At 72.8% G+C, this 25,762-nt stretch carries 26 protein-coding genes and 1 tRNA gene; 11 read left to right on the top strand and 16 right to left on the bottom strand.

Features of this window, described 5'->3' with window-relative positions; genetic code table 11:
- From FHU36_RS39470 to FHU36_RS39430, 9 genes are all read right to left on the bottom strand, one after another.
- Positions 1–1,020 (bottom strand): 2-hydroxyacid dehydrogenase, encoded by a 1,020-nt coding sequence (locus tag FHU36_RS39470; RefSeq protein ID WP_185089223.1) that lies wholly within the window; start codon positions 1,018–1,020, stop codon positions 1–3.
- Entirely contained in the window at positions 1,017–1,631 is a 615-nt protein-coding gene (locus FHU36_RS39465; protein WP_185089222.1) for a histidine phosphatase family protein, read from the bottom strand. The genes FHU36_RS39470 and FHU36_RS39465 overlap by 4 nt, the downstream gene beginning before the upstream one ends.
- The gene (locus tag FHU36_RS39460) at positions 1,628–3,154 is read right to left on the bottom strand and encodes an FGGY-family carbohydrate kinase (protein ID WP_185089221.1); all 1,527 of its coding nucleotides are present in this window, start codon (positions 3,152–3,154) and stop codon (positions 1,628–1,630) included. The genes FHU36_RS39465 and FHU36_RS39460 overlap by 4 nt, the downstream gene beginning before the upstream one ends.
- Complete coding sequence (locus FHU36_RS39455; RefSeq protein WP_185089220.1) at positions 3,151–4,635, bottom strand: FGGY-family carbohydrate kinase; 1,485 nt, start codon at positions 4,633–4,635, stop codon at positions 3,151–3,153. The genes FHU36_RS39460 and FHU36_RS39455 overlap by 4 nt, the downstream gene beginning before the upstream one ends.
- Positions 4,635–5,861 carry a sugar ABC transporter permease gene (locus FHU36_RS39450; RefSeq protein ID WP_185089708.1) on the bottom strand — a complete coding sequence of 409 codons (1,227 nt, stop codon included), beginning with the start codon at positions 5,859–5,861 and terminating at the stop codon, positions 4,635–4,637. Before FHU36_RS39450 ends, FHU36_RS39455 begins: the two co-directional genes overlap by 1 nt.
- A 5-nt stretch (positions 5,862–5,866) precedes the next feature.
- The gene (locus FHU36_RS39445) at positions 5,867–6,697 is read right to left on the bottom strand and encodes an ATP-binding cassette domain-containing protein (protein ID WP_185089219.1); all 831 of its coding nucleotides are present in this window, start codon (positions 6,695–6,697) and stop codon (positions 5,867–5,869) included.
- 16 nt (positions 6,698–6,713) lie between these two features.
- Positions 6,714–7,778, bottom strand: coding sequence for an ABC transporter substrate-binding protein (locus FHU36_RS39440; protein ID WP_221497287.1), 1,065 nt, complete (start codon positions 7,776–7,778; stop codon positions 6,714–6,716).
- A gap of 231 nt (positions 7,779–8,009) precedes the next feature.
- A complete protein-coding gene (locus FHU36_RS39435; RefSeq protein ID WP_185089217.1) occupies positions 8,010–8,972 on the bottom strand; it encodes a sugar-binding transcriptional regulator in 963 nt (320 codons plus the stop codon).
- Positions 8,973–9,085: 113 nt separating this feature from the next.
- On the bottom strand, positions 9,086–10,114 hold the full coding sequence (locus FHU36_RS39430) for an ArsR/SmtB family transcription factor (RefSeq protein WP_312892155.1): 1,029 nt from the start codon (positions 10,112–10,114) through the stop codon (positions 9,086–9,088).
- Positions 10,115–10,212: 98 nt separating this feature from the next.
- Here FHU36_RS39430 and FHU36_RS39425 point away from each other — a divergent pair, with 98 nt between their 5' ends.
- The gene (locus FHU36_RS39425) at positions 10,213–11,442 is read left to right on the top strand and encodes an MFS transporter (RefSeq protein ID WP_312892154.1); all 1,230 of its coding nucleotides are present in this window, start codon (positions 10,213–10,215) and stop codon (positions 11,440–11,442) included.
- On the opposite strand, the gene FHU36_RS39420 is transcribed toward FHU36_RS39425, so the two are convergent.
- Positions 11,408–12,400 (bottom strand): LacI family DNA-binding transcriptional regulator, encoded by a 993-nt coding sequence (locus FHU36_RS39420; RefSeq protein ID WP_376774194.1) that lies wholly within the window; start codon positions 12,398–12,400, stop codon positions 11,408–11,410. The genes FHU36_RS39425 and FHU36_RS39420 overlap by 35 nt on opposite strands.
- A gap of 140 nt (positions 12,401–12,540) precedes the next feature.
- Here FHU36_RS39420 and FHU36_RS46655 point away from each other — a divergent pair, with 140 nt between their 5' ends.
- Complete coding sequence (locus tag FHU36_RS46655; RefSeq protein WP_185089215.1) at positions 12,541–13,200, top strand: (2Fe-2S)-binding protein; 660 nt, start codon at positions 12,541–12,543, stop codon at positions 13,198–13,200.
- Here the strand turns inward: FHU36_RS46655 and FHU36_RS39410 are convergent.
- A complete protein-coding gene (locus FHU36_RS39410; protein ID WP_312892152.1) occupies positions 13,178–13,768 on the bottom strand; it encodes a cysteine dioxygenase in 591 nt (196 codons plus the stop codon). The two genes, FHU36_RS46655 and FHU36_RS39410, sit on opposite strands and share 23 nt — an antisense overlap.
- Complete coding sequence (locus FHU36_RS39405) at positions 13,765–14,631, bottom strand: amidohydrolase family protein (RefSeq protein ID WP_312892151.1); 867 nt, start codon at positions 14,629–14,631, stop codon at positions 13,765–13,767. Before FHU36_RS39405 ends, FHU36_RS39410 begins: the two co-directional genes overlap by 4 nt.
- 216 nt (positions 14,632–14,847) lie before the next feature.
- Here FHU36_RS39405 and FHU36_RS39400 point away from each other — a divergent pair, with 216 nt between their 5' ends.
- Complete coding sequence (locus FHU36_RS39400) at positions 14,848–15,813, top strand: LacI family DNA-binding transcriptional regulator (RefSeq protein WP_312892150.1); 966 nt, start codon at positions 14,848–14,850, stop codon at positions 15,811–15,813.
- A 13-nt stretch (positions 15,814–15,826) separates the two neighbouring features.
- Here FHU36_RS39400 and FHU36_RS39395 read toward each other — a convergent pair whose 3' ends face one another.
- A complete protein-coding gene (locus tag FHU36_RS39395; RefSeq protein WP_185089213.1) occupies positions 15,827–16,207 on the bottom strand; it encodes a phage holin family protein in 381 nt (126 codons plus the stop codon).
- Positions 16,208–16,333: 126 nt separating this feature from the next.
- On the opposite strand from FHU36_RS39395, the gene FHU36_RS39390 reads away from it, so the two are divergent.
- Positions 16,334–16,609 carry a hypothetical protein gene (locus tag FHU36_RS39390; protein ID WP_185089212.1) on the top strand — a complete coding sequence of 92 codons (276 nt, stop codon included), beginning with the start codon at positions 16,334–16,336 and terminating at the stop codon, positions 16,607–16,609.
- Positions 16,610–16,699: 90 nt separating this feature from the next.
- Here the strand turns inward: FHU36_RS39390 and FHU36_RS39385 are convergent, their stop codons facing one another.
- The gene (locus FHU36_RS39385; RefSeq protein WP_185089211.1) at positions 16,700–17,476 is read right to left on the bottom strand and encodes an FAD:protein FMN transferase; all 777 of its coding nucleotides are present in this window, start codon (positions 17,474–17,476) and stop codon (positions 16,700–16,702) included.
- A 132-nt stretch (positions 17,477–17,608) separates the two neighbouring features.
- Here FHU36_RS39385 and FHU36_RS39380 point away from each other — a divergent pair, with 132 nt between their 5' ends.
- The 5 genes from FHU36_RS39380 to FHU36_RS39360 all read left to right on the top strand — a co-directional run bounded on the left by FHU36_RS39380 (position 17,609) and on the right by FHU36_RS39360 (position 21,011).
- On the top strand, positions 17,609–18,001 hold the full coding sequence (locus FHU36_RS39380; RefSeq protein WP_185089210.1) for an OsmC family protein: 393 nt from the start codon (positions 17,609–17,611) through the stop codon (positions 17,999–18,001).
- Positions 18,002–18,260: 259 nt separating this feature from the next.
- Positions 18,261–19,187, top strand: coding sequence for a nucleoside hydrolase (locus tag FHU36_RS39375; RefSeq protein WP_185089209.1), 927 nt, complete (start codon positions 18,261–18,263; stop codon positions 19,185–19,187).
- Positions 19,188–19,233: 46 nt separating this feature from the next.
- A tRNA-Lys gene (locus tag FHU36_RS39370) sits at positions 19,234–19,307 on the top strand.
- Between the two features lie 121 nt (positions 19,308–19,428).
- On the top strand, positions 19,429–20,301 hold the full coding sequence (locus tag FHU36_RS39365) for a metallophosphoesterase family protein (RefSeq protein ID WP_185089208.1): 873 nt from the start codon (positions 19,429–19,431) through the stop codon (positions 20,299–20,301).
- The gene (locus FHU36_RS39360) at positions 20,298–21,011 is read left to right on the top strand and encodes a 4'-phosphopantetheinyl transferase family protein (protein WP_185089207.1); all 714 of its coding nucleotides are present in this window, start codon (positions 20,298–20,300) and stop codon (positions 21,009–21,011) included. The genes FHU36_RS39365 and FHU36_RS39360 overlap by 4 nt, the downstream gene beginning before the upstream one ends.
- A 30-nt stretch (positions 21,012–21,041) precedes the next feature.
- Here the strand turns inward: FHU36_RS39360 and rfbB are convergent, their stop codons facing one another.
- Positions 21,042–22,010, bottom strand: a complete 969-nt coding sequence (gene rfbB, locus FHU36_RS39355) for a dTDP-glucose 4,6-dehydratase (RefSeq protein ID WP_185089206.1) — start codon at positions 22,008–22,010, stop codon at positions 21,042–21,044.
- A 170-nt stretch (positions 22,011–22,180) separates the two neighbouring features.
- On the opposite strand from rfbB, the gene rfbA reads away from it, so the two are divergent.
- Entirely contained in the window at positions 22,181–23,065 is an 885-nt protein-coding gene (rfbA, locus tag FHU36_RS39350) for a glucose-1-phosphate thymidylyltransferase RfbA (RefSeq protein WP_185089205.1), read from the top strand.
- A 53-nt stretch (positions 23,066–23,118) separates the two neighbouring features.
- Here rfbA and FHU36_RS39345 read toward each other — a convergent pair whose 3' ends face one another.
- Positions 23,119–23,970, bottom strand: coding sequence for a TetR/AcrR family transcriptional regulator (locus FHU36_RS39345; protein WP_185089204.1), 852 nt, complete (start codon positions 23,968–23,970; stop codon positions 23,119–23,121).
- Positions 23,971–24,202: 232 nt separating this feature from the next.
- On the opposite strand from FHU36_RS39345, the gene FHU36_RS39340 reads away from it, so the two are divergent.
- On the top strand, positions 24,203–25,759 hold the full coding sequence (locus FHU36_RS39340; RefSeq protein WP_376774205.1) for an MFS transporter: 1,557 nt from the start codon (positions 24,203–24,205) through the stop codon (positions 25,757–25,759).
- Positions 25,760–25,762 lie beyond the last annotated feature (3 nt).

The raw sequence follows: 25,762 nt of genomic DNA, 5'->3' as shown, positions 1-25,762 counted from the left end.
TCAGAGGTTGGCCGGCGCCGGGTTGGCGCAATGGGCGAGGGGCTCGCCGCGCAGGTAGCGGGCCACGTCCGCCGCGACGATCCGCGCCGCCTTGACCGCCGTCTCCTTGCTGGCCCCGGCCAGGTGCGGCGTCATCACCAGGTTAGGCGTCGTCAGCAGCCGCGATCCCGGGGGGATGGGCTCCTCCGGGAAGACGTCCAGGGCCGCGCCGAACAGGTGGCCGGAGTCGAGCGCGTCGCACAGCGCGTCGTAGTCCAGCAGCGACCCTCTCGCGCAGTTGACCAGCACCGAACCGGGCGGCATCAGCGCGAGCCGGGCCGCGTCGATCATCCCGGTGGTCTCGGGCGTGGCCCGGGCGTGCAGGGACACGAACCCGGAGCGCGACAGCAGCTCGTCCAGCTCGACGGAGCCGGGCGTCTCGACGTACGGGTCGAAGACCAGCACCTCGGCCCCGAACCCCGCCACCATGCGGGCCACCCGACGGCCGATCGCGCCGTAGCCGACCAGGCCGACCGTGCCGCCCTCCAGCTCCGGGCCGACCTTGTCGTACATGTAGTAGTCGCCCCGCCACACACCGCCGGCCAGGTCGGCGTGCGTCTGCGGGATGCGCCGGGTGGCGGCGAGCAGCATGGCGAGCGTGTGCTCGGCGGTGGCGACCGCGTTGCGGCCGGGGGCGAACGTGACCGCGACCCCGGCGGCGGTGGCGGCCTCCAGGTTGGCGTTGACGGGGCCGCCGCGGCTGACGCAGAAGAGCTTCAGGTCAGGTGCCGCCTCCAGGACACGGCGCGTCAGCGGCGCCATCTGGGTGACGCAGATCTCCACCCCGCGCAGCGCGTCGATGAGCTCGTCCTCCACGTCGGAGGCCTCGTCGACCTCGCCCACAGGCCCGAACGGCACCACCGGCCACGGCAGCGTGAGCTCGCGGACGTCCAGCTCGCCCCCGACCTCGCTCCGCAACGCGTCGATGAGCAGGCGGTTCTGGACGAAGTGGTCGCCGGCGGCCAGTACTCGGACGGTCAAGAGACGGCTCCCATCGGGCTGTTGAACTGAAGGATCGCGACCTCTCCCTCGCGCAGGCGCAACTCGGTGACGGCGCAGTTGTCCAACTGCGGGAACAGCCGCCGGTACGAGCCCAGCGGCACGCCGATGAGCCGGCACAGCGCGAGCCTGATCGCGGTCGTGTGGGCCACGACGAGCACCCGCTCGCCGGGATGGGCGGCGCGGATGTCGTTCAGGGCGGCCGTGAAGCGGGCCGCCGCCTCGTAGGGGTCCTCCCCGCCGGGCAGCGGGTGGGCGGCGGGATCGGCCTCGAAGGCGGCGCGCGCCTCCGGGAAGCGTTCGCGCATCTCGGCGGAGGTGAGCCCATCGCCCTGGCCGAAGTCCAGCTCGCGCAGGCGTTCGTCCACCCGCAGCTCCACCGCCGCGGCCTTGGCGCTGGCCGCGGCGGTGATCTGGGCCCGGCTCAGCGTGGACGCCCAGACGGCGGACAGCCCGGCGGAGGCGGCCCACACGGCGAGCTCCCGCGCCTGGGCGTGCCCGCGCGGGGTCAGCTCGATGTTGCTGAGCCCCGCGTAGCGGTTCTCGGCGTGCCAGACGGTCTCGCCGTGGCGGACGAGCACGAGCCGGGTCATGGGGCGGTCCTTTCGGAGGAGGAGGAGGCACGGGTGCGGGCGTGGGCGGCGGCGGGAGAGGGGAGCCAGCCACGTTTCTCCAGCTCGCCGACGAAGCGCAGGTAGTGCTCGGTCAGGTCGCCGCCGTCCGGTTCGACGACCTCGCGGGTGCGGACCATCCGCGCCGTCAGCTCCCGGCTCGCCTCGCGCATCTCGGCGGGCCCCGCGTCGCGCCCGGCGGCGCCGACCGCGGCGAGCAGCGCCATGCCGAGCGCGGGCTCGGCGTTCTCGCGCAGCGTGACCGGCCGCCCGAGGACGCCGGCGCGCAGCCGGTTCCAGTACGCGCTGCGGGTCGCCCCGCCGGTGAGGATGATCTCCCCGTCCGCGGGCGCGCCGAGCAGGTCGAGGTAGTCGAAGCAGAGCCGCTCGACGTACGCGGCGCCGCGCAGGATCGCGGCGTAGCGGTCCACGTCGTCGCGCACCTCGCCGAGCGTGAAGCTCTCCGCCTCGGGCGCGGCGAACGGGAACCTCTCGCCGCGCGACACCAGCGGGTAGATGGTGGCGTCCGGCACGCGCCCGCCCCCGGACCGCCCGCCGAACCGCTCGGCGGCCAGGCCGCCGAGGGCGTCGAGGTCGCGGCCGGGCAGGTCACGCGCCAGCACGCCGGCGCCCGTGCTCGACGCGCCGCCCGGCAGCCACGAACCGTCCGGCGCCTTGTGCGAGTAGACGACGCCCAGGGGGTCGTGGACGAGGTGGCGGGTGACGCCCTTGAGGACGAGCGTCGTGCCCAGCACGGAGTTCCAGCTTCCGGGCGTCAGCGCGCCCGCGCCGAGCTGCGCCGCGCAGCCGTCGGTGGTGCCGGCGACCACGGGGGTGCCCGCCGGGATGCCGGTGGCGGCGGCGGCCTCGGGGCACACCTCGCCGAGCACGCCGCCCGGCCGTACCACGCCGGGCAGCATCGAGGCGGGCACGCCGAGCGCGTCGAACACCTCGGCCGGCCAGCGCTCGTCGATCAGGTGCACGCCGGTCTTGAGCGCGCTGCTCAGGTCGGTCGCCACCTCCCCGCCGGTCAGCCGCCGGTTGACGAAGTCGCTCTGGTGCGCGAGTCGCGCCCCGGCCGGCGCGTCCCGCAGCAGCCACAGCAGCTTGGGCAGCGCCCAGGTGGCCTGCATCCGCCGGTAACCGAGCGCTTCCCACACCGGCCCCCCGGCGGCGTTGACCCGCTCCACCTGGTCGGCGGCGCGCCGGTCGTCGTACATCAGGCCGGGCGTGAGCGGCCGGCCGTCGCGGCCGGTGAGCAGGATCGTGCCCGAGGTGGCGTCCACGGCCACCCCCCTGACCCGGCTCGGCGGCACGTCGCGCAGCGCCTCGCGGGTGGCGGCGGCCAGTTCGCGCCACCACTGCTCGGGGTCCTGCTCGTGCCGCGGCCCGTCGCGGTGGCTGGTCAGCGGCCGGCTCGCCGCGCCCAGCACCCGGCCGTCGTCGGCGACGGCCATCGCCCGGACGCTCTGCGTTCCCAGGTCGACGCCGATCCACACGCTCATGGACGGCTCCGGGGCCGGTCGCGCATCTCGGCGAGCAGCGGCCAGGTGCGCGCGGTGGTCTCCCGCAGCGCCAGGAAATCGCGGTAGGCCGTCCGGTACGGGCCCGGCTCCGGGTGGACGGCGTCGCGCAGCCGGACGTACTTGCCGGCGGCGGCCGCGAGGTCGGGCGCGGCGCCCGTGGCGACCAGCCCCACCAGGTGGGCGCCCCGCGCGCCCACCTCGGCGTCGGCCGAGCGGAGCACGGGCAGGCCGGTCACGTCGGCGATCATCCGGACCCACAGCTCGCTCGCCGAACCGCCGCCGCACACCCGCAGCTCCCCGGGGGGTGTGCCGAAGGCGGCCAGGCAGTCCTGGATGACGAGCGTGAGCCCTTCGAGGACGGCGCGGGCGACGTGCTCGCGGCCGTGCTCGAACGACATGCCGAGGAAGGCGCCGCGGGCGAGCGGGTCGGAGAACGGCGCCCGCTCGCCTGCCGGTGAGAAGTACGGCTGGAACGCCAGCCCGGCGGCGCCCGGCGGGGTGGCGGCGGCCAGCTCGCCCAGCGCCTCCGGGCCGGACAGTCCGAGCAGGCGGCAGGCCCACTGGACCACCTCGACGCCGGCGAAGGTGGGGAAGGCGCGCAGGTAGCCGCCGGGCGCCGCGACCGTGATGCCCACGGGCTCGCCGTCGAGGTCCGGCTCGGTGACCAGGGTCTCGGTGCACAGGGTGGTGCCGAGGATGCCGCACGCCTGACCGGGGTGCACGGCGCCCGCGCCGATCGCGGTCGTGACGATGTCGTACGGGGCCAGCACGACCGGGGTCCCGGCCGGCAGGCCCAGCAGGGCGGCGGCGTCCGGGATGAGCGGGGCGACGCGGCGGGCGTCGCCGCGCGGCTCGGGCAGCAGCCGGGCCGCCCAGCCGAGGTCGAACAGGGAGAGCAGCTCGGGCGAGTACGCGCGGGCGCGCAGGTCCATGAACGGGGCCGAGGCGTCGGACTCGTCGGCGGCGAACTGCCCGGTGAGCCGGGAGAAGATCCAGCCGCCGCAGGTCAGCGCGGTGGCGGAGCGGTCGAGCCGGCCGGGGTCGTGTTCCTTCAGCCAGGTGAGGATCGCGTGCGGCAGCCCGGAGGCGGCGGCCGAGCCGTTCACGCGGAAGGCCCGCTCGGCCAGGCCGGAGCGGTGCCAGGCGTCGACCGTGGCGGCGGCCCGGCCGTCGTTCCACAGGATGGCCGGGCCGGTGGGCTCGCCGGCGGCGTCGACCAGCCAGACGCCGTCGCCCTGCGCGGTGACCGCCACGAAGTCGGCCGGGCCGACCCGGGCCGCGACGTCGCGCACGGTGCGGGCGACCGCGTCCCAGACCGCCGTCATGTCCTGCTCGGCGTGGCCGGGCGTGGGCCTGGACACGCCGGTCTCGTGCCGGGCGAGCGCGACCTCCGCCCCCGTCTCGTCGTAGCCGACCGCCTTGATCACCGTGGTGCCGGCGTCGACGCAGATGACCGCCATCAGGCCCTTCCGTGTGAGGTGCGCGACTTGCGCGCGACCGAGTCGACGACCACGGCGAGCAGCAGCACCACGCCCGTGACGACGAAGCGGATGGAGGAGTCGAGGTTGAGCAGGGTCAGGCCGCTGGAGATGGACTGGATGACGATGATGCCGAGCAGCGCGCTGAACGCCGTGCCGCGCCCGCCGAACAGGCTCGTCCCGCCGATGACCGCGGCCGCGATGGCGTTGAGGTTGACGTCGCCGCCGCCGCTGCTCTGGTTGACCGCGGCCAGCCGGGCGGCGGCCAGGATGCCGCCCACGGCGGCGAAGGTGGAGCAGAGCACGAACACGGAGGTGTAGATGGCCTTGACGTTGATGCCCGCCCGCCGCGCCGCCTCGACGTTGCCGCCGACGGCGTAGACGGACCGGCCCCACCTGGTGCGCGACAGCAGGTAGTGCATGACCAGCACCATCCCGACGAACAGCACGAACATCCAGCCCACGCCGCGGGTCCGGCCGAGATACCAGACCACGAACACCAGCACGGCCAGCAGCGCCGCGCTGCGCACGGCCAGCATGGTCACGCTGTTGGCCGACAGCCCCGCCTTGCGGCGTTCCCGCGCGTGGACGTACCCGCTGGTGAACAGCCCGGCCGCGGCGAGCACCGCGAGTGTGTACGACAGCCACGCCGGGACGAAGGCGAGTTGCGCGAAGTGGACCAGGCCGGAGTCGAAGGGCAGGTTGATCGAGCCCCGGGTGCGCAGTACGTAGAGCTGCAGCCCGAGGAAGGCGAGCAGCCCGGCCAGCGTGATGACGAAGCTGGGCACGCCGAACCGGTTGAACAGCTGCGCGTACAGCCAGCCGATCACCGCGCCCATGACGACGGCGGCGGCGATGGCCGCCCAGATCGGCAGGCCCTGCAGGACGAACAGCACGCCGACCACCGCGCCGGACAGGCCGCTGACCGAGCCCACGGACAGGTCGATCTGCGCGACGAGCAGCACGCACACGATGCCGAGCGCGATGATGCCGACCGCGGCCGATTCCAGGGTGAGGTTCACCAGGTTGGCGCTGGACAGGAAGACCGGGTTGAGTACCTGCAGCACGCTCCAGATGACGACGAGGCCGACCGCGACCGGGATCACGCCGAGGTCGCCGCCGCGGGCCCGCTCGATCACGTCGGTGATGGCGCCGCGCACGCCGACGCGGGACTGCAGCCGCTCGTCCTGCCGGTCGGTGGTGACCATGGTGTTCACGAGGAGAGCCCTTCCTTGTCCCGCGCCTGCCGCGTCTGGCTGCGCTCGTTCCGCTGGGACACGGCGTTGTCGGTGGCCCCGGTGATCGCGGCGATGATGTCCTCGGTGGACACGTCGGCCACGGGGAACACCCCGTTGTTGCGCCCGAGTCTGAGCACCGCCACGGTGTCGGCCACGGCCTGCACGTCCGCCATGTTGTGGCTGATCATGACGACGCCGAGGCCGTGCTCGCGGAGCCGTTCGACCAGGTTGAGCACCTCGGCGGTCTGCGCGACGCCGAGGGCGGCCGTGGGCTCGTCGAGGATGATGACCTTCGGCTCGCCGAGCAGCGACCTGGCGATGGCGACGGTCTGCCGCTGGCCGCCGGACAGCGACGCGACCGGCACCCGCACGCTGGGGATCTTCGCCGAGAGCTGGCGGAGCAGGTCCCACGAGCGGGTCTCCATCTCCACCTCGTTGAGGCGGAGCGGGCGGACCTCCTGACCCAGGAACAGGTTCTGGATCACGTTGAGGTTCTCGCACAGTGCGAGGTCCTGGAAGACGGTGGCGATGCCGAGCCGGTGGGCCGCCGCCGGGGTCGGGATGGAGACCTCCTTCGAGTCGAAGCAGATCGTGCCCGAGTCCGGCGGGTGGACGCCCGACAGGATCTTCACCAGCGTCGACTTGCCGGCGCCGTTGTCGCCGACGACCGCCACGACGTGCCCGGCCGGCACGTCCAGGTCCACGTCGGTGAGCGCGGCGACGGCGCCGAAGTGCTTGCTGATGCCGCGCAGCGACAGGACGACCTCGTCCGTCCGCCGCTCGGCCGCTTGCTGGGTGGAGGTCAACGGGGCTCCCGGGGTTCTACTCGATGCCGAGCTCGGCGCAGCCCTTGGCGTACTCGCCGGTGCACGCGTCGGCGGCCTTCATGATCCCGCTCTCGAACAGCACCTCCTTGATGTTCTCCCTGGTCACGACCGTGGGGACGAACAGCTCGGACGGGGTGTCGTAGAGCGTGGTCTTGCCGGCCGGCTTCTTGCCCTGCATGAACTCGTAGGCGATGTTCGCCGACGCCTCGGCCACGATCTTGATGGGCTTGGAGATGGTGTTGTACTGGTCGCCGGCGATGATGCGCTGGGCGGCGGCCAGCTCGGCGTCGTTGCCGGTGACGGGCGGCACCTTCACCCCGGCGGCCTTGAACGCGGAGATCGCGCCGCCGCCGGTGCCGTCGTTGGCCGCGACCACGCCCGCGATCTGGTCGCGGAAGCGGGTGATCTGGCCGCTGACCCAGGTCTGCGCCTTCTCCGGCTGCCAGTCGGGGGTGTCGTACTCGGCGAGCAGCTTGAAGCCGCTCGGGTCGATCGCGCTGTGGATGCCCTTCTTGATGAGTCCGGCCGCGGCGTCCGTCGGGGAGCCGTTGACCTCCAGGAGGCCGCCCTGGGCGTTCTGCTCCTTGAGGTGGTCGACCAGCGACTGGGCGATCATCGCGCCGATCTTCTCGTTGTCGAACGAGACGTAGTAGTCGGCGGGCTTGTCGGGGATCGGCCGGTCGTAGGCGATGACCGGCACCTGCTGCGACTGGGCGGTCTGGACGATGGTGGCCGCGGCCGCGGAGTCGACGGGGTCGAGGACGATCGCCTTCACGCCCTGGGCGAGAGCCGAGTTGACCTGCTGCTGCTGCTTGGCGGCGTCGGAGTCGGCGTTCTGGTAGATGACCGTGCAGCTCGGGCAGAGCTGCTTCATCCTGGCCTCGAACAGCGGCTTGTCCTGCAGCTCGTACCTGGTCGAGGCGAGGTCGGGCATGAGGAAGGCCACCTTGGCGTTCTCCACGCCGCCGCCGGCCGGGGAGCCGGTGGCACCGGAGCCCGAGTCCGACCCGGAGCCGCATCCGGCCAGGGCCACGCTCGTGACGATTGCCGCTGCGGCCAACGCAGAGGTCCGCTTCTTCGCACTTTTCACGGGTTGTTCCTCACCTTGCTGGGTCCCTTGAGTTCCCCCAAGCGCCGCGCACGAGCCGTTCACACACGACGGTGCGCTGTGGTGCACTTCACGCTAGCGTGGGTTCGGAACCTTTGTCCAGCAAAAGTGTTCACAGTGTTTGGACAGGTGTGACCTGCTGTTCGTCCGCGAAAGGTAGATCGGCCGGCGGCGGCGGGCCGGTCAGGCGATGGCGGCGAGCAGGCTCTCGGCCGTGAGCGCGTCGGTGACGAGCCGCTTGAAGTAGCCGCCCCTGGCCCCCGCGACGATGGAGACGACCTTCTCGGGACCGACCGCGACCGCGATCGAGTACGGGATGCCGCGCAGCTCCTCCAGGCCGGTCGCCACCAGCCGCTCGCTGCCCGGATAGCCGACCGGCTGCCCCTCGCGGTCGTAGAAGCGCGAGCACACGTCGCCCACGGCCCGGCGCAGGCTGTCGGCGTAGCGCGGCACGAACGCGGGCACGACCTGCCGCATCAGCGGCGGCGACCCCACGCCGACGATCGCGCACTTGGCGTGTCCCCACAGGTCCATGACCTTGCGCACCGACGGCTCGTGCTGCAGCGAGTAGAACAGCTCGGGGCCGGGCAGGGCCGGCGCGTACAGGTAGGCGGGCACGCCGCCGACCCGTTCGGCGAGCAGGCGGGTTGTCTCGTTGGTCTGGAACCAGGGCTGCGGGTCCTCCTGGCCGCCCACGGCGGGCGCGATCGTCACGCCGGGGAAGTGGCCGAGGCTCTCGCGGGCGCACTCGTAGACCGTGCTGCCCGACGAGACCAGCACGACGTCGCCCGGAGCCAGGCCCACGCCCGCGAGCGCCCTGGCCAGGCCGGGAGCGAGCCACGGCCCGAGCGCCGGGCCGCTCACCTTGGGCACCAGGTAGACGCGCTCCAGACCCAGCGCCTCGGCCACGCCGGCGGCGAGCGGGCCCTCCTCCAGCGTGGCGGGGCGGTGCACCTTGATCTCGACCATGCCGTGCCTGCGCGCCTCGGTCAGCAGGCGGCTCACGGTCGCCCGGCTGACGCCCAGCCGCTTGGCGATGTCCGCCTGCGTGGCGTCGTCGAGGTAGTACTGCGACGCGGCCGCGTACATCAGCTCCAGAGGGAACCTGGTCCCCTGGGGCTCGGGTGCGACGTCGGCGGCATTCATGCGCGCGCCCTCTCCCTCATCCGTGAACAGGTGTGCGGAACCGATGCCCACCGACTATACCTCCGTGCTTCCGCGCACCAGGCTAGCGAGCCCCGCCGGCGCCCCGGAGCGCTTCACAGCAGGCCGCCCGCCACCAGGGCGTCGCCGAGCGGCGTGCGGGAGTAGCGGACGCTGCGCCCGGTGCGGGTCCCGGCGACCAGCCCGGCGCCGCGCAGCGCGGCGAGGTGGCCGCCCGTGGTGCCGAGGCTCTGCCCGAGCAGCGCGGCCAGGTGGGTCGTGGTGGCGGGCACGGCCAGCTCGGTGAGGACGCGCGCCCGGCTGCGGCCCAGCAGCGCGGCCAGCGCCGCGCCGCCCGGCGCCGGCGCCCCCGCCGCCACGCCCCACGCGGGATAGACCAGCGCGTACGGCCAGGCGTCCTCCAGGTAGGCCCCGACGTTGCCGGTGAACACCGACGGCACGAACAGCAGGCCCCGGCCGCCGAGCCGGTGCCACGTGTCCCGCCCAGGGCCGCCCTGCTCGCTCCGCCCGGCGGGCGGCTCGGCGTCCCCGAGCATCCGGATCGCGATGTGCCCGTCGTCGTGCCAGCGCACCTGCCGGCTGAGGTCCTCCAGGGCCGCGGCCCAGCCGTAGGCCGCCAGCCGCCCCGCCCGCCGTGCCACGTCGCGTTCCAGCAGGGCGTGCAGGCGAGGCCACTCCCGCGAGACGATCTCCCTCCACAGCGCCTCCCACGCCCGGGCGAGCACCCGCACGACGTCCGGCCCCAGCAGCAGCTCCCTGACCCAGCCCGGGACGGGCGGCCGGCCGGCCAGCACCGAGGTGATCTCCGCGTGCGCCTGCTCCACCGGGGTCGCGCGCATCGTGGCCAGCTCCGTCTCGAACGGCACCCCGACCCCGGCCGGCGGGGGTGCGACGAAGTCGACGTTGTCGCCCTTGATCCCGGTGATCGCCGCGGTGGCCCGCAGCGCGGGATGCGCGCGCTCCAGCTCCGCGTACGGCCCGCGCCACCGCTCGGCCCAGCCCCGGTGCGGACCGGTCTCGATCCGGCCCGCGAGGACCCAGTGCGCGTGCATGGTCTCGATCAGCGGCGAGATCGCGAACCTGCTGGCGGCCACGTCCTGCGGCGATACCTCGATCCTGAGCACCTTTCGGTTATATCCGAAACATTCGCCCGGGCCGCGGGTGCCCGCGACCATCGGTCACGACCGGGACACGACCGGGACACGGCAGGGAAGGGGCAGGTGTGAGCGAGCAAACGGCGACCTTCGGCGAGGTGTTCGCCGTCCGGGAGTTCAGGGTGCTGTTCGGCAGCTTCGCGCTGCTGATCTCCGGCGACTCCGTCAAGATGCTGGCCCTGTCGGTGCTGGTGTACGCGGAGACGGGCTCGCCCGGCCTGTCGGCCGCCGCGTACATGGTGGGCTGGCTGCCCTACCTGGCCGGCGGAATGTTCCTGCTGTCGCTGGCCGACCGGCTACCGCCCCGCGGGCTGATGATCGCCGGGGAGCTGGTGCGGGCGGGCACCTGCCTGGTGCTGGCCCACGCGGGGCTGCCGGTGCCGGCGATGCTCGCTCTGGTGCTGGTCACGGGCCTGTTCTCGCCGGTGTTCGGCGCGGCGCGCAACGCGTTGCTGCCGGACGTGCTGCCCGGCGACGCGTTCGTGCTGGGCCGCTCGCTCATGGGCGTCACCTCGGCCGCCGCGCAGGTGGCGGGGCTGGCCGTGGGCGGCGCCTTCCTCGCCACCGTGGGGCCGCGCGGGGCGCTCGCGGTGACGGCCGGCCTGTCCCTGGTGGCCGCCCTGGTGCTCCGCTGCGGCCTGCCGCACCGCGCCGCGCGGAGCGCCGGCACCGGGAGGCGCGGGGCGGTGGGGGAGACGGTGCGGGTGAACGGGCGGCTGCTGGCCGACCGGCGGGTACGGGGGCTGCTGCTGGCCTCCTGGCTGCCCACCATGTGCGTGGCCGGGGCCGAGGCGATGGTCGTGCCCTACCTGGGCGGCCAGGGGCAGGCTGGGCTGGTGCTGGCGATGGCGGCCGTGGGGATGGCGGCGGGGGAGTTCGCGGTGGGCCGGTTCGCCGCGCCGGCGCTGCGGGAGCGGCTGTCGCTGCCGCTGGCCGTGCTGCTCGGGCTGCCGTGGCTGGCCTTCGCCGCCGGGCCCGGCCTGGCGTGGGCCGCGGTGCTCGCGGGGCTGGCCGCGGCGGGGCTGGCCTACCAGCTCGGGCTGCAGCGGCGGTTTGTGGACGCGGTGCCGGAGGAGGTGCGCGGGCAGGCGTTCGGGCTGCTGTCGGCGGGCCTGATGTCCGGGCAGGCGGCGGGGGCGGCCCTGGTGGGCGTGCTCGGCGAGGTCGCCGGTCCGGGAACGGCGATCGCGCTCGCCGGCGGCGTGGGCGTCGTGGTGGCCCTCGCCCTCGCCGGGGTGCTCCGCCCGCAGCGCCCGGCGCCGGTCAGGGCGGAAGCTCTCCCGAGCCACGGGGGATGACGCGGACGGGCAGGCGCAGGTGCTCCGCTGGGCCGCCGTCGCCGGCCAGGCGGCGGAACAGCAGCTCGGCCGCGAGCCCGCCCATCGAGGTGGGGTCCTGCGCCACCACGGTCACGCCGGGGCGCAGCAGGTCGGCCAGCTCGAAGTCGTCGAACCCGACCAGCGCCATCCTCCTGCCGTCCTCCCTTGTCCGCAGGGCGCGCAGCGCGGTCATGGTGAGCCGGCCGTTGCCCGTGAAGAGCGCGGTCGGCGGGTCGTCCAGGGCGAGCATCCTTTCGAGGTCGGCGCGCACCCCCTCCGGGGTGGGGGCGCGCATCGCCACGAGGCGCTCGTCGAACAGGCGGCCCAGAGCGGCGCGGTACCCGTGCAGCCTGCGGGAGGCCGTGAAGATCGACGGCCGGTCGCCGAGGAAGGCGATCCGCCGATGCCCGTGGGCGAGCAGGTGGCGGGTGGCCAGGCGGGCGCCCGCGGCGTTGTCGCAGAGCACGGTGTCCACGTCCAGGCCGGGGCCGGGCGGCCGGTCGACGAACACGGCCGGTGTGCCCGCATCCAGCTCCGGCCGCAGGAAGGAGTGGTCCTCGCCGGCCGGCACGACGATCAGCCCGTCCACCCGGCGCGCGCAGAACGTGCGGATCAGCTCGCGCTCCCTGGCCGGGTCCTCGCCGGACGACCCGCTCAGCAGCAGGCAGCCGTGCGCGGTGGTCACGTCCTCGACCGCGCGGCCCAGCACCGAGTAGAAGGGGTCGGCCACGTCCTCGATGACCAGGCCGACGGTCGACGTCCGGCCCCGGCGCAGCACGCGGGCGCTCTCGTTGCGGCTGTAGCCGAGCCGCTCGATGGCCTCGCGCACCCGCTCGGCCGTGCCCGGGTTGACGCCCGGCTCGCCGTTCACCACCCGTGACACGGTCTTGAGTGCCACGCCGGCGGCGGAGGCGACGTCCTTCATCGTCGGTCTCACGCCTGGATCATGTCCCATGTCGGTCGCATGGACAACGTTGTCACACCCTATGTCAGGGTACGGGGTTGTTGCGGTGCCGGCGGGGAATCCTGCTACCTTAGGTAAGGCTTACCTATGGCATCAGGGGAAGGACTTCCGGCGTGGTGACCGACGTGCTCGACCGAGTGGCCGCCGAACGTGGCGGCGTGATCGGGCTGGAGCCCGGCCTGACCGTCTCCCCGGACGACACCTGGACCTCGGTCGCCGAGTTGCTGCGCGCGCCGTACACGCTGCTGGGCGAGCTGGCCGACGAGACCGCCGCGCGCTGGAAGGCCCCGCGTCACGTCGGCGCCGCGCTGTTCTGGAAGACCTACGCCTACTGGCACACGATGCCGATGGCGCTCGGCTGGGCGCTCGACGCGCCGATCCCGCTGATGCCGCTGGAGGCCACGTACTTCAAGGTCTCCGATGCGGGCGTGACCATCGCCGCCTCCCGCCTGGAGTGGGGCACCGGCGCGCCGGCGATCGCCCGGGCGCTGGCCGACGCGCAGGAGCCCCTGGTGCGCACCTTGGCCTCGCTGGCCAAGGTGGGCGAGCGGACGCTGTGGGGCTCGACCGCCGAGGCGCTGGTCCATCCGCTGACCAGCGTCGTCCCGGCCGACTTCATGGAGCTGCTGCGCCAGGTGGGCAAGCCCGTGGACGGGCTGATCGAGCCCCACGGCGACGGCTACTTCCGCAGGACGTGCTGCCTGTGGGTCACGCTGCCCGGGGCGGACGCCTGCGGAAGCTGCTGCGTGCTCAGGCCGCGGCGCCGTCCCTAGCGGGCAGCTCCGCCTCGGGCTCCGGGTCGAGCGGGCGCAGCTCGTCGGCGTAGCTGACCGAGACGCGGCGCATCACGCCGGTGCCGTCGATCGAGTACTGGCCGAGCCGCCACAGCGGCGGCGAGTAGGCGTGGATCGAGACGCTGCCCTGCACGGCGCCCGTGAGCCGGTGGATGTGGTCCGGGCCGAACGAGAACGCCTGTCCCTCCGTCACCACCGTCTCCAGGTGCTCGCCGCCGATGCGCGGGTTGCACTCGAGCAGCGCCCCCTGCACCACGCGCACCGCGCCGGAGGAGATGTCGTGGTCGTGCCAGCCCGTGTCGTCCTCGGGCCGCCAGCACAGCAGCCAGACGTCCACGTAGGCGTCCCGGTGCAGCGAGGCGTAGTGGCGCCCGCCGTCCTCGGGGAAGTCCACGTGGTGGACCCACTCCTGCGGGCGGGCGGCCAGGTCGTCGACCAGGGCGCGCAACTCGCGACGGTCGAGCGTGCGCTCCGGAAGCCCGGTGCACAGGCTCGTGTCCTGGGTGGGACGGCTGTGGTCGATGGTCGGCTGAGCGGCCTCGGTCACGTGAGTGTCTCCTTTCTACCGAGTAGACGACGGGGGTTGACGACCCGGATCGCGTGCGAGGCGGCCTCGCCGAGTCCGGGCTCGGGTGCGGTGGCGTAGGGGGCGTCGGAGCCGTTCACGACGACGTCGACGCCGAGTTCGCGGACGACCGCGTCGATGGCGCGCGGGCCGTAGGAGGAGGTCTCCACGTAGCAGCCCGGATCGACCCGGCCACGGCCGGCGCCGCCCCTGGCGAGCAGCCGCTCGGTGTGCAGCGGCGCCAGGCCGGCGAGCAGCGCGAAGCACACGCGCAGCCTCGGGTGCCTGGGGCGGACGACGGCGTGGAAGTGGTGCCAGGCCGCGTGCATCTGCTGCACGTACGGCACCAGCGCGGGCCACCACGACGGCAGGGACGCGTCCGGCTGGGCCGCGGCCGGGCCGGGGTGGACGAAGAGCGGCAGGTCGCGGTCGGTGAGCACCTCCAGCAGCCGGTCGTCGGGCAGGGCCGTCGCGGGGATCTGGAGCCCGGCGAAGCCGCGGTCGAGGTCCTCGGCCAGGCGGCCCGGGTCGGGCTCGCTGTGGCAGGTGGCCGCCCAGGCGCCGAACGGCTCGCCGAGCGCGAGCGCGCCGTCGTGGTAGGCGTCGATGAGCGGCCACGCCTCCTCGGGAGGCAGCGACTCGATGCCGAGGGGGCTGGACAGGGACACCAGGGCCAGCGCCAGGCCGGTGGTGTCGCGGGCCTCGTGGTCGGCGGGGTTCACCTCGTAGGGAGGCTCACCGTCGAGCAGCAGCGTCCAGCCGTCCAGGCGGGGCGGTGTGCGGCGGGCACGCAGCGCTTCGACGAAGGACGGGGTCCACACGTGCTGGTGCACGTCGATGGTCACGATCACACCTCCCTGTATTTCCTACAGACTTTATAGGTTAGAGGATCATTCCGCCGAATCGAGCTCGTGAAGCGGTTCAGTGATACGGTTCAGTGAACCGCTTCACCTCGGTTCCTGTCAACGCGATGCCCCGGCCGGTACGGTGGCTTTCCCGATTGCGGCGGCGCCACGCAATAAGCTGACGCAATGCCCCGGAAGAGAGCGACGATCCGGGAAGTGGCCCGCGCTACAGGGCTGTCTCCTGCGGCCGTCTCCTACGCGCTGCGCGGCCTGCAGGTCTCCGAGGAGACCATGGAGCGGGTCCGCGCCGCAGCCGCCGAACTCGGTTACGAGGCCGACCCCATCGCCAGGGCGCTGGCCAGCGGCCGCACCGGCATGATCGGCCTGCTCTGCGGCTCCCTCGAAGACCTGTGGCAGCAGTCGCTCGCCGTCGGCATCAGCAGGGGCCTGCGCGAGAAGGACCGCTACGCCCTCATCCTCGACGCCGTCGGCGACCCGGACCGCGAGCGCGCCCTCGCCCAGCAGCTACGCGACCAGCGGGTCGACGGCATGATCGTGCAGCCACTCGACCCGGCGGCGGCGTTCTGGCCGGAGCTGTGCGAGTCCGTGCCCGTGGTCGCGATCGGCGACTCGCTGGCCGGCACCGCCGGCGAGGTGGTCTTCGACAACCGCCGCGGCGTCACGCTCGCGCTGGAGCACCTCAAGGAGCTCGGGCACCGGCGCGTCGCCGTGCTCACCCCGACCCGGGCCAGCACCCCCGACCGCCCGGCCGACGTGCACGTCACGGCCGAGGCCGACCGGCTCGGCCTCGACATCACGGTGGTCACCGCGCCCCACGGGCTCGCCGCCGCCACCCGGGCGGCCCACCGCGTCCTGAGCGACGTCCGGCCGAGCGCCGTCTTCTGCTTCGCCGACTCGATCGCCTACGGCGTCTACGCGGCGGCGGCCGAGCTGGGGCTGTCCATCCCCGGCGACGTCTCGGTCATGGGGTACGACGACCACCCCATGTCGGGGCTGCTCACGCCGGGGCTCACCACCGTCGACTGGGACATCGACGGCATCGTGCGGGCCGCGGTCCGCCTGGTGTCGGCGGCGGCCGACGGCGTCGGCCGCCGCCGCCGCGTCGTCCAGCAGCCCACCCTGCGCGAACGCGGCTCGGTCAGCCACCCGCCCCGGGCGTGAGGGGCGTGCGGGGTCAGTCGCCGTCGGGGATGAAGAGCCCGAGCAGCCAGCTCACCACGCTGATGATGATCGCGCCCCAGAAGGCGGCCGGATAGAAGTCGTCGACGTGGAAGGGGATGTCGAGCTGCCCCGCGATCCAGCTCGTCAGCAGCAGCATGGCCGCGTTGATGATCAGCAGGAACACTCCGAGCGTGAGCACGATGATCGCGCAGCCGAGCGCCTTGACGATGGGCTTCACGACGGCGTTGATCAGGCCGAAGATCAGCGCGACGATGAGCAGCGTGCCCCAGTAGGTGGCGGAGTTCTCCGGTGCGGTGACCTTGATGCCGTCGAGGAGTTGGACGGCGACCCACAGCGCGGCCGCTGCCGCGATGGTTCTGATGATGAATCTCACGCTGGATGATCCTCCCATTCGTGCCTGGCGTTCGGATAGCCCACCGGCGCGCCGTTCGCGCTTCCCGGCCGTCAGGGTGGCGTTTTGGGCCGGGGACGCGGGATAGAGGGCCGGGGAGGAGGCGAGATGAGCACCGAGGGACTGGAGTCACTGCCCGCCGGCGAACTGCACGAGCGTGCGGTCCGCTACGCCGTTCGCCACGGGGACGTCGGTTTCCTGTGGAACCTGCTGAAGATCATCCCGGCCGCCGAGGCCGCGTCAGGGCACGAGACGGAGACGACCGCCGACCTCAGCCGGGTGTCCGCCCTGCTCAGCGATGCGCTCGCCGCCGGCGAGGGACACCTCGGCGACGCCCTGCGCCCCGTCTACATCGACTACCTGTCCAAGCACCCGGACGCCTGACCCCCTGTCCTGCTCCCGGCCCCGCGCCGCCGTCCCGCCCGTCCGCCCGTCCGCCCGTCCGACGGGTCTGCGGGTCAGCGGTCCGCGGGGCTAGCCGACCAGGCGGTCCTCCGACACCGCGTACGCCGCGAAGCCCGGCGTGGCGACCTCCCTGCCGTCCCCGCCGATGATCAGCGCCTGGTACGGCTCCGACTCGGCCAGCTCGACGGCGAACCGCCTGGCCAGGACCGGCCCCATCGCGTACATGGCGGTGGCGTAGGCGTCGGCGACCCCGAGGTCGGGCCCCAGCACCGTGACGGAGCGCAGCCCGGCCTGGCGCCCGCCCGTGCGCGGGTTCAGCACCGGGGCGCCGCCTGACGTGGCGATGGCGAGGTCGTGGGCCGCGACCGTCCTGCGGACCAGCCCGGACCGCGGGTCGCGGACCGCGCTCCGCCAGGGCCGGCCGGGCGCGGCCGAGCCGCGCAGCCTGACGTCGCCGCCCGCGTCGAGGCGGTGGTCCACGGCGCCGGCGTTGGTCAGCGCGCGGGACAGCCGTTCCAGGGCCCACCCCTTGATGTATCCGGACGGGTCGATGACGCCGTTGATCCGGGCCTCGAACCACCCGCCGGTGCGCTCGCTCAGCTCGTCGCAGCGGTGCAGCACCTCGACCAGCTCGGGGATCTGCTCGATGGTGCGCCCGCGGTTGAGCCGGCCGATCTGGCTGTCCTCGTGGACCGGGTTGAACGTCTCGTCCACCCACCGCAGCCAGGCGAAGGCGTCGTCGAGCAGAGGCGCCAGCTCCCGCCGTGGCAGGGCCGTGCGGATGTCCACGCTCACGGGGATGCCGCTGATCGTCTCGGCGCGGGTGGTTCCGGGAAAAGTCGTCACCTTGCCTCCTTGTCCGCCGTCCACCGTTGCACAGAAGCCGTAATGTCACGCTAAGCCGCTCACCGGGCCGTGCGCGATGCGGGACTCCGCCGCGGTTCCGCCACCGTAGGAGCGGATGAGTAGGGTCAGGTCATGGCAAACGTGCGTGTGGAGCGGACCGACGACGGCGGGTTCAGGGCGACGAACGACCGAGGCGCCGAGGTGCGCATGGGCGGCGGCGACGAGGACGGCGTGTTCACGCCGGTCGAGTTGCTCCTGGCGGCCGTCGGCGGGTGCAACATCGTGACCGTGGAGCCGCTCACGGCCCAGCGCGGCCACCGGCTGCTGCGCCTGGCGATGACGGTGTCCGCCGACAAGGTCGAGCCCAACCTGCTCGGCCCGGTGACGATCACCTACGACGTCGAGCTGCCGTCCAAGGAGGCCGACGAGGTCTACCGTGCGGTCGCGCAGCGGGTGCACGACAAGTACTGCACGGTGAGCCGCACCCTCGCGGAGGGCACGGAGGTCCGTTTGGAGCTTTCGTAGCCCGATTAGGCCGATATTCGACCCCGTTATGACGCGTCCGTTGCATTCGTCTCGGTAATGTCGAGGCAGGTCGGGAGCACGGCGACTGGCCTGCAGAGCTTTTACCGAGGCGGACGCGGAGGGGGACCGCAGTCCGCAGTGCGGGACCGCCGGCGTTTTGGGGGAATCGCCGGCCTGGACCGCCTTCGATCGGGGCCGGGCAGTTTGGGGGAACTGCCCGGCCCCGACTCATGTCCGGACTTGCGTAGGGTTCGGTTTCGTGACAAAGCTCCTCATCGACTGCGACCCCGGCATCGACGACGCGCTCGCGCTCGCCCTGGCGGGTGGCTCCCCTTCCCTGGAGATCGTCGGGATCACCACCGTCGGCGGGAACGTCGATCTCGCCAGGACGACGCGCAACGCCCTGGCGCTCAGGGAGTTCCTGCGGCTCGGCGACGTCCCGGTGGTCCCCGGCAGCGCCGGCGCGCTGCTGCGGCACACGGTCCGCGCGGCCCACGTGCACGGTTCCACCGGCCTCGGCGACGCCGTCCTGCCGCCTCCCGCCCGCATCGCCGACGCCGGCCACGCCGTGGACTTCATCGTGGACACCCTGCGCGCCGCGCCCGGCGAGGTGACGCTCGCCGCCACCGGCCCGCTCACCAACATCGCCCTCGCCCTACGCCGGGAGCCGCGCGTCGCCGAGTGGGCCCGCGACTTCGTCATCATGGGCGGCAGCTACACCCGCGGCAACCACAACCCGGCCGTCGAGTTCAACATGGCCGCCGATCCCGAGGCCGCCTCGATCGTGTTCGACGCCGGCTGGACGGTGAAGATGCTCGGCCTCGACGTGACCCTCACCGCGCTGGTCACCCGGGGCGTCCTCGACCGGATGCGCCCCCTCGGCCGGCTGGCCGCCGACCTGCTGGTCCCGGCCGCCACCTCGTACGGCGTGGTCACGGCCGAGGGCGGCCCCGCCATCCACGACGCCTGCGCCGTCGCGTACGTGCTGGACCCGTCGCTGTTCACCTGCCTGCCCGCGGTGGTGCACGTGGAGACCGCCGGCCGGTACACCTCGGGGATGACCGTGACCGACTTCGCGCTGCGCGACCGGCCCGCGAACGCCCTGGTGGCGACCTCCCTGGAGGTGGACCGGTTCTGGGATGTGGTGCTGGAGGCGTACGGGCGGCTGGCCTCCCGGCTCGGCTGAGTGTGCGAGCGGTGCTCGGCGGCTGCTACAGTTACACGTGTTGCAGGCGCCGCTAGCTCAGTTGGTCAGAGCAGCTGACTCTTAATCAGCGGGTCCGGGGTTCGAGTCCCTGGCGGCGCACCGCAGAAAACCCCAGGTAGGGATCTACCTGGGGTTTTCGCTTTCATCGCTGTTGTCGGCCTCCTGACGCGAAGCCCCTGCGGTGCTGGGGCTCGCCGGGCGGGCGGCTTATGATCACGGCATGAGTGCCGCCCCCCGGCTGCTGGCCGTCAGCGACCTGCACGTGCACTATCCGGAGAACCGCGAGTACGTCGCGGCGCTGCACCCCGAGGTGGAGGGCGACTGGCTGCTGGTCGCGGGCGACGTCGGCGAGTTGACGAGCGAGATCGAGTGGGCGCTGCGGCTGCTGAGCGAGCGGTTCGCGAGCGTGGTGTGGGCGCCGGGCAACCACGAGCTGTGGACCCCGCGCGAGGACCCCGTCCAGTTGCGCGGCAGCGCGCGGTACCGGCATCTGGTGGACCTGTGCCGGAGCCTGGGCGTGATCACGCCCGAGGATCCCTACCCCGTCTGGCGCGGCGAGGGCGGGCCGGTGACGGTGGCGCCGCTGTTCGTGCTGTACGACTACACCTTCCGGCCGTCCGGCACCGCGACCAAGGAGGAGGCGCTGGCCCGGGCCTACGACGCGGGCGTGGTGTGCACCGACGAGATGCTGCTGCATCCCGACCCGCATCCGGGCATCGACGCCTGGTGCGCGGAGCGGATCGCCGAGACCGAGCGCAGGCTCGACGCGCTCGACCCCGGGCAGCCGGTCGTGTTCGTCAACCACTATCCGCTGGTGCGCGACCCCACGCACATCCTGAGATACCCCGAGTTCGCGCTGTGGTGCGGGACGGAGCGCACCGCCGACTGGCACCTGAGGTACCGCACCGCCGCCGTCGTGTACGGTCACCTGCACATTCCCCGCAGCACCCGCTACGACGGCGTGCCGTTCGAGGAGGTCTCGGTCGGCTACCCGCGCGAGTGGCGGGCGCGCGGCACCGGCCTGCCCCCGCGTCCCAGGGTGATCCTGCCCGTCCGTGACCAGGCCGGGCCGGCCGCGGGAGCGGCGCGATGATCGAGGAGATCCTGCCCCGTGCGGTGGTGGCCGTCGAGGCGTTCGAGGACGCGGCGGGCCCGGAGCTGTTCCCCGAGGAGGAGGCGCTGATCGCCAGGGCGGTGCAGAAGCGCCGCGACGAGTTCGCGACCGTGCGCGTGTGCGCCCGGGAGGCGCTGGCCAAGCTGGGGCAGCCGGCCGTGCCGATCCTGCCGGGGGAGCGCGGCGCGCCCGTGTGGCCGCGCGGCGTGGTGGGCAGCATGAGCCACTGCGAGGGCTACCGGGTGTGCGCCGTGGCCCCGAGTGTGGACGTGCTGACGGTCGGGGTGGACGCCGAGCCGAACGCCGCCGTACCCGATGGTGTCCTGGAGGCCGTGTCCGACGCCGCCGAGCGGGCCTGGATCGCCGAGCTGGCCGTCGCCCGGCCGGACATCTCGTGGGACCGGCTGCTGTTCTGCGCGAAGGAGGCCGTGTACAAGGCGTGGTTCCCGCTGACGAGGCGGTGGCTGGACTTCTCCGAGGCGACGGTGACGGTGGACCCGGAGGCGGGCACGTTCGCCGCCCGGCTGCTGGTGGAGGGCCGCACGCCCGAGGGCGGGCCGATCACCGGGTTCCGGGGCCGCTGGCTGGCGGGCCGGGGGCTGCTGGTCGCCGCCATCGCCGTGCCGCGCGGAGACACCCCGTCCGGCGGTCACCCGCTTCAGTACACCAGCCGGCGTCCATCGCCGTGACATGGCGCCGAGTGGCGCCGACCGGCCCGGTCAGCGGTGGCGGGACACCAGAGGCTCCCACCAGTCCCGGTGGTCGCGGTACCAGGCGACCGTCTCGGCCAGCCCGGTGGCGAAGTCCTTGCGCGGGCGGTACCCCAGCTCGTCGGAGATCTTGCCGTGGTCCACCGAGTAGCGCGCGTCGTGGCCCTTGCGGTCCTCGGTGTAGGTGACCATGTCCCAGCTGTGGCCGCACGCCTCCAGCAGCAGCCCCGTCAGCTCCTTGTTGGCGAGCTCGGCGCCGCCGCCGATGTTGTACACCTCGCCCGGCCGGCCCCCGCGCCGCACCAGCTCGATCCCCTGGACGTGGTCGTCGATGTGCAGCCAGTCGCGGACGTTGCGGCCCGTGCCGTAGAGCGGGACCTTCAGTCCGTCCAGCAGGTTCGTGATGAAAAGCGGGATGATTTTCTCGGGGTAATGATGATGCCCGTAGTTGTTGGAACATCGGGTGACGCGCACGTCCAGGCCATGGGTGCGATGAAAGGAGAGTGCCAGCAGATCGGCCGCGGCCTTGGTGGCGGAGTAAGGCGAATTGGGGCGCAGCGGATCCGTTTCCGGCCACGATCCCTCGTCGATCGAACCGTACACCTCGTCCGTCGAGATATGCACAAAGGTGCTTATCCGGTGGCGCGCGGCGGCGTCGAGCAGCGTGAAGGTGCCGGTGACATTGGTGCGCACGAATTCGCCGGCCGCCGCGATCGACCTGTCCACGTGCGACTCGGCGGCGAAGTGCACGACCTGGTCGTGCTCCGCGACGAGGTCGTCCACCAGGTCGGCGTCGCAGATGTCGCCCTTGACGAAGGTGAAGCGCGGGTCGTCGCGCACCTCGTCGAGGTTGGCCGGGTTGCCGGCGTAGGTCAGCGCGTCGAGCACGGTCACGTGCTCGGGCCCGTCGCCGCTCAGCACCGTGCGCACGTAATGTGACCCGATGAACCCCGCGCCTCCGGTTACGAGAAGCCGCATGGCCGCCCCTTCCGCTGCTTGGTTCTGCAATTTCCGGCGATTCTAGCCCGGTTGTGCGGGCGGGCCGGGAAAATAGGGGGGCGGCCGAAGATAGGGGGCGACCGGGGTTGTCGCCGTACATTCACGATGCCAGGCTCTGCGGTAATGCTCACACGCGAAAGGATTTTCCGGTGAAAGGCATTGTTCTGGCCGGTGGGCACGGCACGCGCCTGTATCCGGTGACGCTCGCCGTATCTAAGCAACTGTTGCCCGTCAATGACAAGCCGATGATTTACTATCCGCTGTCGGTGCTGATGCTGGCGGGTGTCAGGGAGATCCTGGTCATCTCCACGCCCGCCGATCTGCCCAACCTGCAGCGGCTGCTGCGCGACGGCTCGCACCTCGGGCTCGACATCAGCTACGCGCGGCAGGACGAGCCGCACGGGCTGGCCGAGGCGTTCATCATCGGCGCCGGCCACATCGGCGACGACCCGGTCGCCATGGTGCTCGGCGACAACGTCTTCCACGGCAACGCGTTCTACGACATCCTCCAGCGCAGCGTCGCCGACGTCGACGGATGCGTGCTGTTCGGCTACCCGGTCAGCGACCCGCACCGGTACGGCATCGCGGAGACCGACGCCGAGGGCAGGCTCATCTCGCTGGAGGAGAAGCCGGCCGAGCCGCGCTCCAACCGCGCGATCGTGGGGCTCTACCTGTACGACAACAACGTCGTCGACATCGCCAAGAACATCAGCCCGTCGGCGCGCGGAGAGCTCGAGATCACCGATGTGAACCGCGTCTACCTGGAAAGGGGCAAGGCGCGGCTGGTGGACCTGGGCCGCGGGTTCGCCTGGATGGACGCCGGGACCCCCGAGTCGATGCTGCAGGCCAGCCAGTACGTCCAGACGCTGGAGCAGCGGCAGGGCGTGCGGATCGCCTGCGTGGAGGAGATCGCCCTGCGCATGGGCTACATCGACGCGGCGGCCTGCCACCGCCTCGGCTCGCAACTCGCCCCGTCCGGCTACGGCACGTACGTGTGCGCCGTCGCCAAGGAGTTCGGCCACCGGACGGGCTGAGCGGGCTCACGCCGGTGACGCTCCCGCCGCACGCCCGGCGCCGACCGCGCCGATCATGTCACCGGACGGACCTCGGGGCAGTCGGCCAGGCTGGTCCGGCCGTCCACGAAGACGGCCAGGCCGTCGAGGAGCCGGCCGAGGCTGAACTCGAACCAGTCGTTGATGTCGGCCACGTCGTCGCGCTCCTCGAACAGGCGGGTGAGCATGGGGAACTGGCCGGAGTCGAGGATCTCCCGGATGGCGGGGGTCTTGTCGGAGCGCCACTGCTCGGTGGTGCGGCCGGTGCGCCGTTGCGCCTCCACCTCGTTGACCAGCAGCAGGGCGGCGCCCTGCACCTGGGCGCCGATTGCGATCGCCACCCAGTGCATGGTCACGGGGTCGAGCCCGAGGCCGTCCAGCGCGCGCATGAGCCGCTCGACGTCGGCCAGCACGTTGGGGCCGACCGGCGGCTGGGGGGTGGCGACGATCTGCAGCACCCAGGGATGCCGGGAGTACAGCCGCCACTCGCGGCGCGCGGCCCACTCGAGCCTGGTCCGCCATCCGGCGTCGGCCGGCATGGCGTCGTCGTGCTCACCGTGCACGGCGTCGACCATGAGCTCGATCAGCGCGTCCTTGCCGGAGACGTAGCGGTACAGCGACATCGTGGCCACGCCGAGCTGGGTGGCGATCCGGCGCATGGAGACCGCGTCGAGGCCCTCGCCGTCGGCGATCTCGATGGCGGTGCGGACCAGCCGCTGCACGTTGATGCCCTCGGGCTGGGGCGGTGGCGGGCCGTCCTGCGCGGGTTCGGCGGCGGCGTGGGTGTGCCGGGAGTCGTTCCTGGCGGCCGCCCGTGCCCGGTAGGCGCGGGCCTGGCAGGAACGCGAACAGTAGCGAGGCCGCCGCCCTCTGGGCGGGGCGTCCATGGTCTTACCACATTGTGCGCAGGTCAGCATGGATCCTCCGATCCTGAATTCTAACACAGCGGTCATGTGACGTAATCGAAGTTGTCCGTGTGATGAAACGCTGACTCGAACTCACTCTGTACCTCTGTCGATCATTCGGTCTACCCTGGGTTTTCTAATCGCATCGCGAAGGAGACGTCGATCCGTCGGCGGACTTGTGTACGCTGTATGCGAGCGGTGATGTACGACGTACATAAGGAGCGACAACGTGAACGGAGCCCCACCGAAGGCCGGGCGGAAGGAGTGGCTCGGGCTGGCCGTGTTGGCGCTGCCGGTCCTGCTCATCTCCATCACCGTGACGGTCCTCTACTTCGCGGTGCCCTTCCTCAGCGTCGACCTGCGGCCGAGCGGGGCCCAGCTGCTGTGGATCGTGGACATCTACGCCTTCCTGCTGGCCGGGCTGCTCATCGCCATGGGCTCGCTGGGCGACCGGATCGGCCGCAGGAAGCTTCTCCTGTGGGGGGCCACCGCGTTCGGCCTCACCTCGGCCGCCGCCGCGTACGCGCCCACGCCCGAGCTGCTCATCGCCGCCCGGGCCTTGCAGGGAGCCGCCGCGGCCACGCTCATGCCGCCCACCCTGGCGCTGATCAGGAACATGTTCCATGACGCCGCGCAGCGCCGCCTGGCCGTGGCGGTCTGGGCGGCGAGCTTCGCGGGAGGCAGCGTGCTCGGTCCGATCGTGGGCGGCTGGCTGCTGGAGCGCCTGTGGTGGGGCGCCGTGTTCCTCATCAATGTGCCGATCATGGTGCTGCTCCTCGTCCTCGGGCCGCTCCTGCTGCCGGAGTACCGCGACCCCCAGCCCGGCAGGTTCGACCTGTGGAGCGCGGTCCTCTCGCTGGCCGCCGTGCTGCCGGTGGTCTACGGCGTCAAGCAGGTGGCCGGCGGCGGCGCGGTGCTGGAGGTGGCGGGCGCGGTGGTCGTGGGCCTCGCCTTCGGCCTGGCGTTCGTGCGCCGCCAGCGCACGCTGGCCGACCCGATGCTCGACCTGCGGCTCTTCCGAGACCGGAGCTTCGGCGTCTCCCTGCTGACCGACACTCTGGCGATCTTCGCCCTGGTGGGCGTGTTCTACTTCGTCTCCCAGTACCTCCAGATGGTGCTCGGGCTGCGGCCCTTCGTCGCCGGGCTGCTCACGCTGCCCGCCGCGGTGATGGCCCTGGTCGGCGCCCTGTCGGCGGCGGCGCTGGTGAAGTGGTTCCGGCCGGGGCTGACCATCGCGGCGGGCATGCTGGTCGCCTGCGCCGGGTTCGTGGTGCTCGCCCAGGTGGGGCCGGGCAGCCATCAGGCGATCCTGGTGCTGGGCCTGGCGCTGCTCGGCGCGGGCATCGGCGTGGTGCAGGCGCTGGCCTCCGATCTGGTCGTGGCGGTGGCGCCGCCCGAGCGCGCCGGTTCAGCCTCCGCCGTCCTGGAGGCGGCCACCGAGCTGGGCGGCGCCCTGGGCGTCGCCGTGCTGGGCAGCATGGGGCTGGCCGTCTACCGGTCGGTGTTCGAGGCGCCCCAGGGCCTGTCGCCCGACGTGGCGCGCGTCGCGGGCGAGACGCTCGGCGGGGCGGCCGGCGTGGCCGGTGACCTGCCGGACGCGCTGGCGGCCGCCGTGCTGGAGTCGGCCCGCGAGGCGTTCACCACGGGGATGCGGGTGTCGGCGCTGGTGGCCGCGGTCATCCTGGGTCTCGCCGCGGTGCTGACGGCGCTGACGCTAAGGCGGCTGAGCCTCGACATGACCCACGCCGGTGACCGGACGGCGGGCCCCTGAGCG

The sequence above is a fragment of the Nonomuraea muscovyensis genome, assembly GCF_014207745.1.
GTDB lineage: Bacteria > Actinomycetota > Actinomycetes > Streptosporangiales > Streptosporangiaceae > Nonomuraea > Nonomuraea muscovyensis.
Note: the sequence above shows the minus strand (reverse complement) of the source record. Positions and strands in the feature narration are given on the sequence as shown.

Coding starts and splice junctions, on each gene's coding strand:
- FHU36_RS39465 (WP_185089222.1), bottom strand. CDS start 1,631: ATGACCCGGCTCGTGCTCGTCCGCCACGGCGAGACCGTCTGGCACGCC.
- FHU36_RS39460 (WP_185089221.1), bottom strand. CDS start 3,154: ATGAGCGTGTGGATCGGCGTCGACCTGGGAACGCAGAGCGTCCGGGCG.
- FHU36_RS39455 (WP_185089220.1), bottom strand. CDS start 4,635: ATGGCGGTCATCTGCGTCGACGCCGGCACCACGGTGATCAAGGCGGTC.
- FHU36_RS39450 (WP_185089708.1), bottom strand. CDS start 5,861: ATGGTCACCACCGACCGGCAGGACGAGCGGCTGCAGTCCCGCGTCGGC.
- FHU36_RS39435 (WP_185089217.1), bottom strand. CDS start 8,972: ATGAATGCCGCCGACGTCGCACCCGAGCCCCAGGGGACCAGGTTCCCT.
- FHU36_RS39390 (WP_185089212.1), top strand. CDS start 16,334: ATGAGCACCGAGGGACTGGAGTCACTGCCCGCCGGCGAACTGCACGAG.
- FHU36_RS39380 (WP_185089210.1), top strand. CDS start 17,609: ATGGCAAACGTGCGTGTGGAGCGGACCGACGACGGCGGGTTCAGGGCG.
- FHU36_RS39365 (WP_185089208.1), top strand. CDS start 19,429: ATGAGTGCCGCCCCCCGGCTGCTGGCCGTCAGCGACCTGCACGTGCAC.
- FHU36_RS39360 (WP_185089207.1), top strand. CDS start 20,298: ATGATCGAGGAGATCCTGCCCCGTGCGGTGGTGGCCGTCGAGGCGTTC.
- rfbB (WP_185089206.1), bottom strand. CDS start 22,010: ATGCGGCTTCTCGTAACCGGAGGCGCGGGGTTCATCGGGTCACATTAC.
- FHU36_RS39345 (WP_185089204.1), bottom strand. CDS start 23,970: ATGGACGCCCCGCCCAGAGGGCGGCGGCCTCGCTACTGTTCGCGTTCC.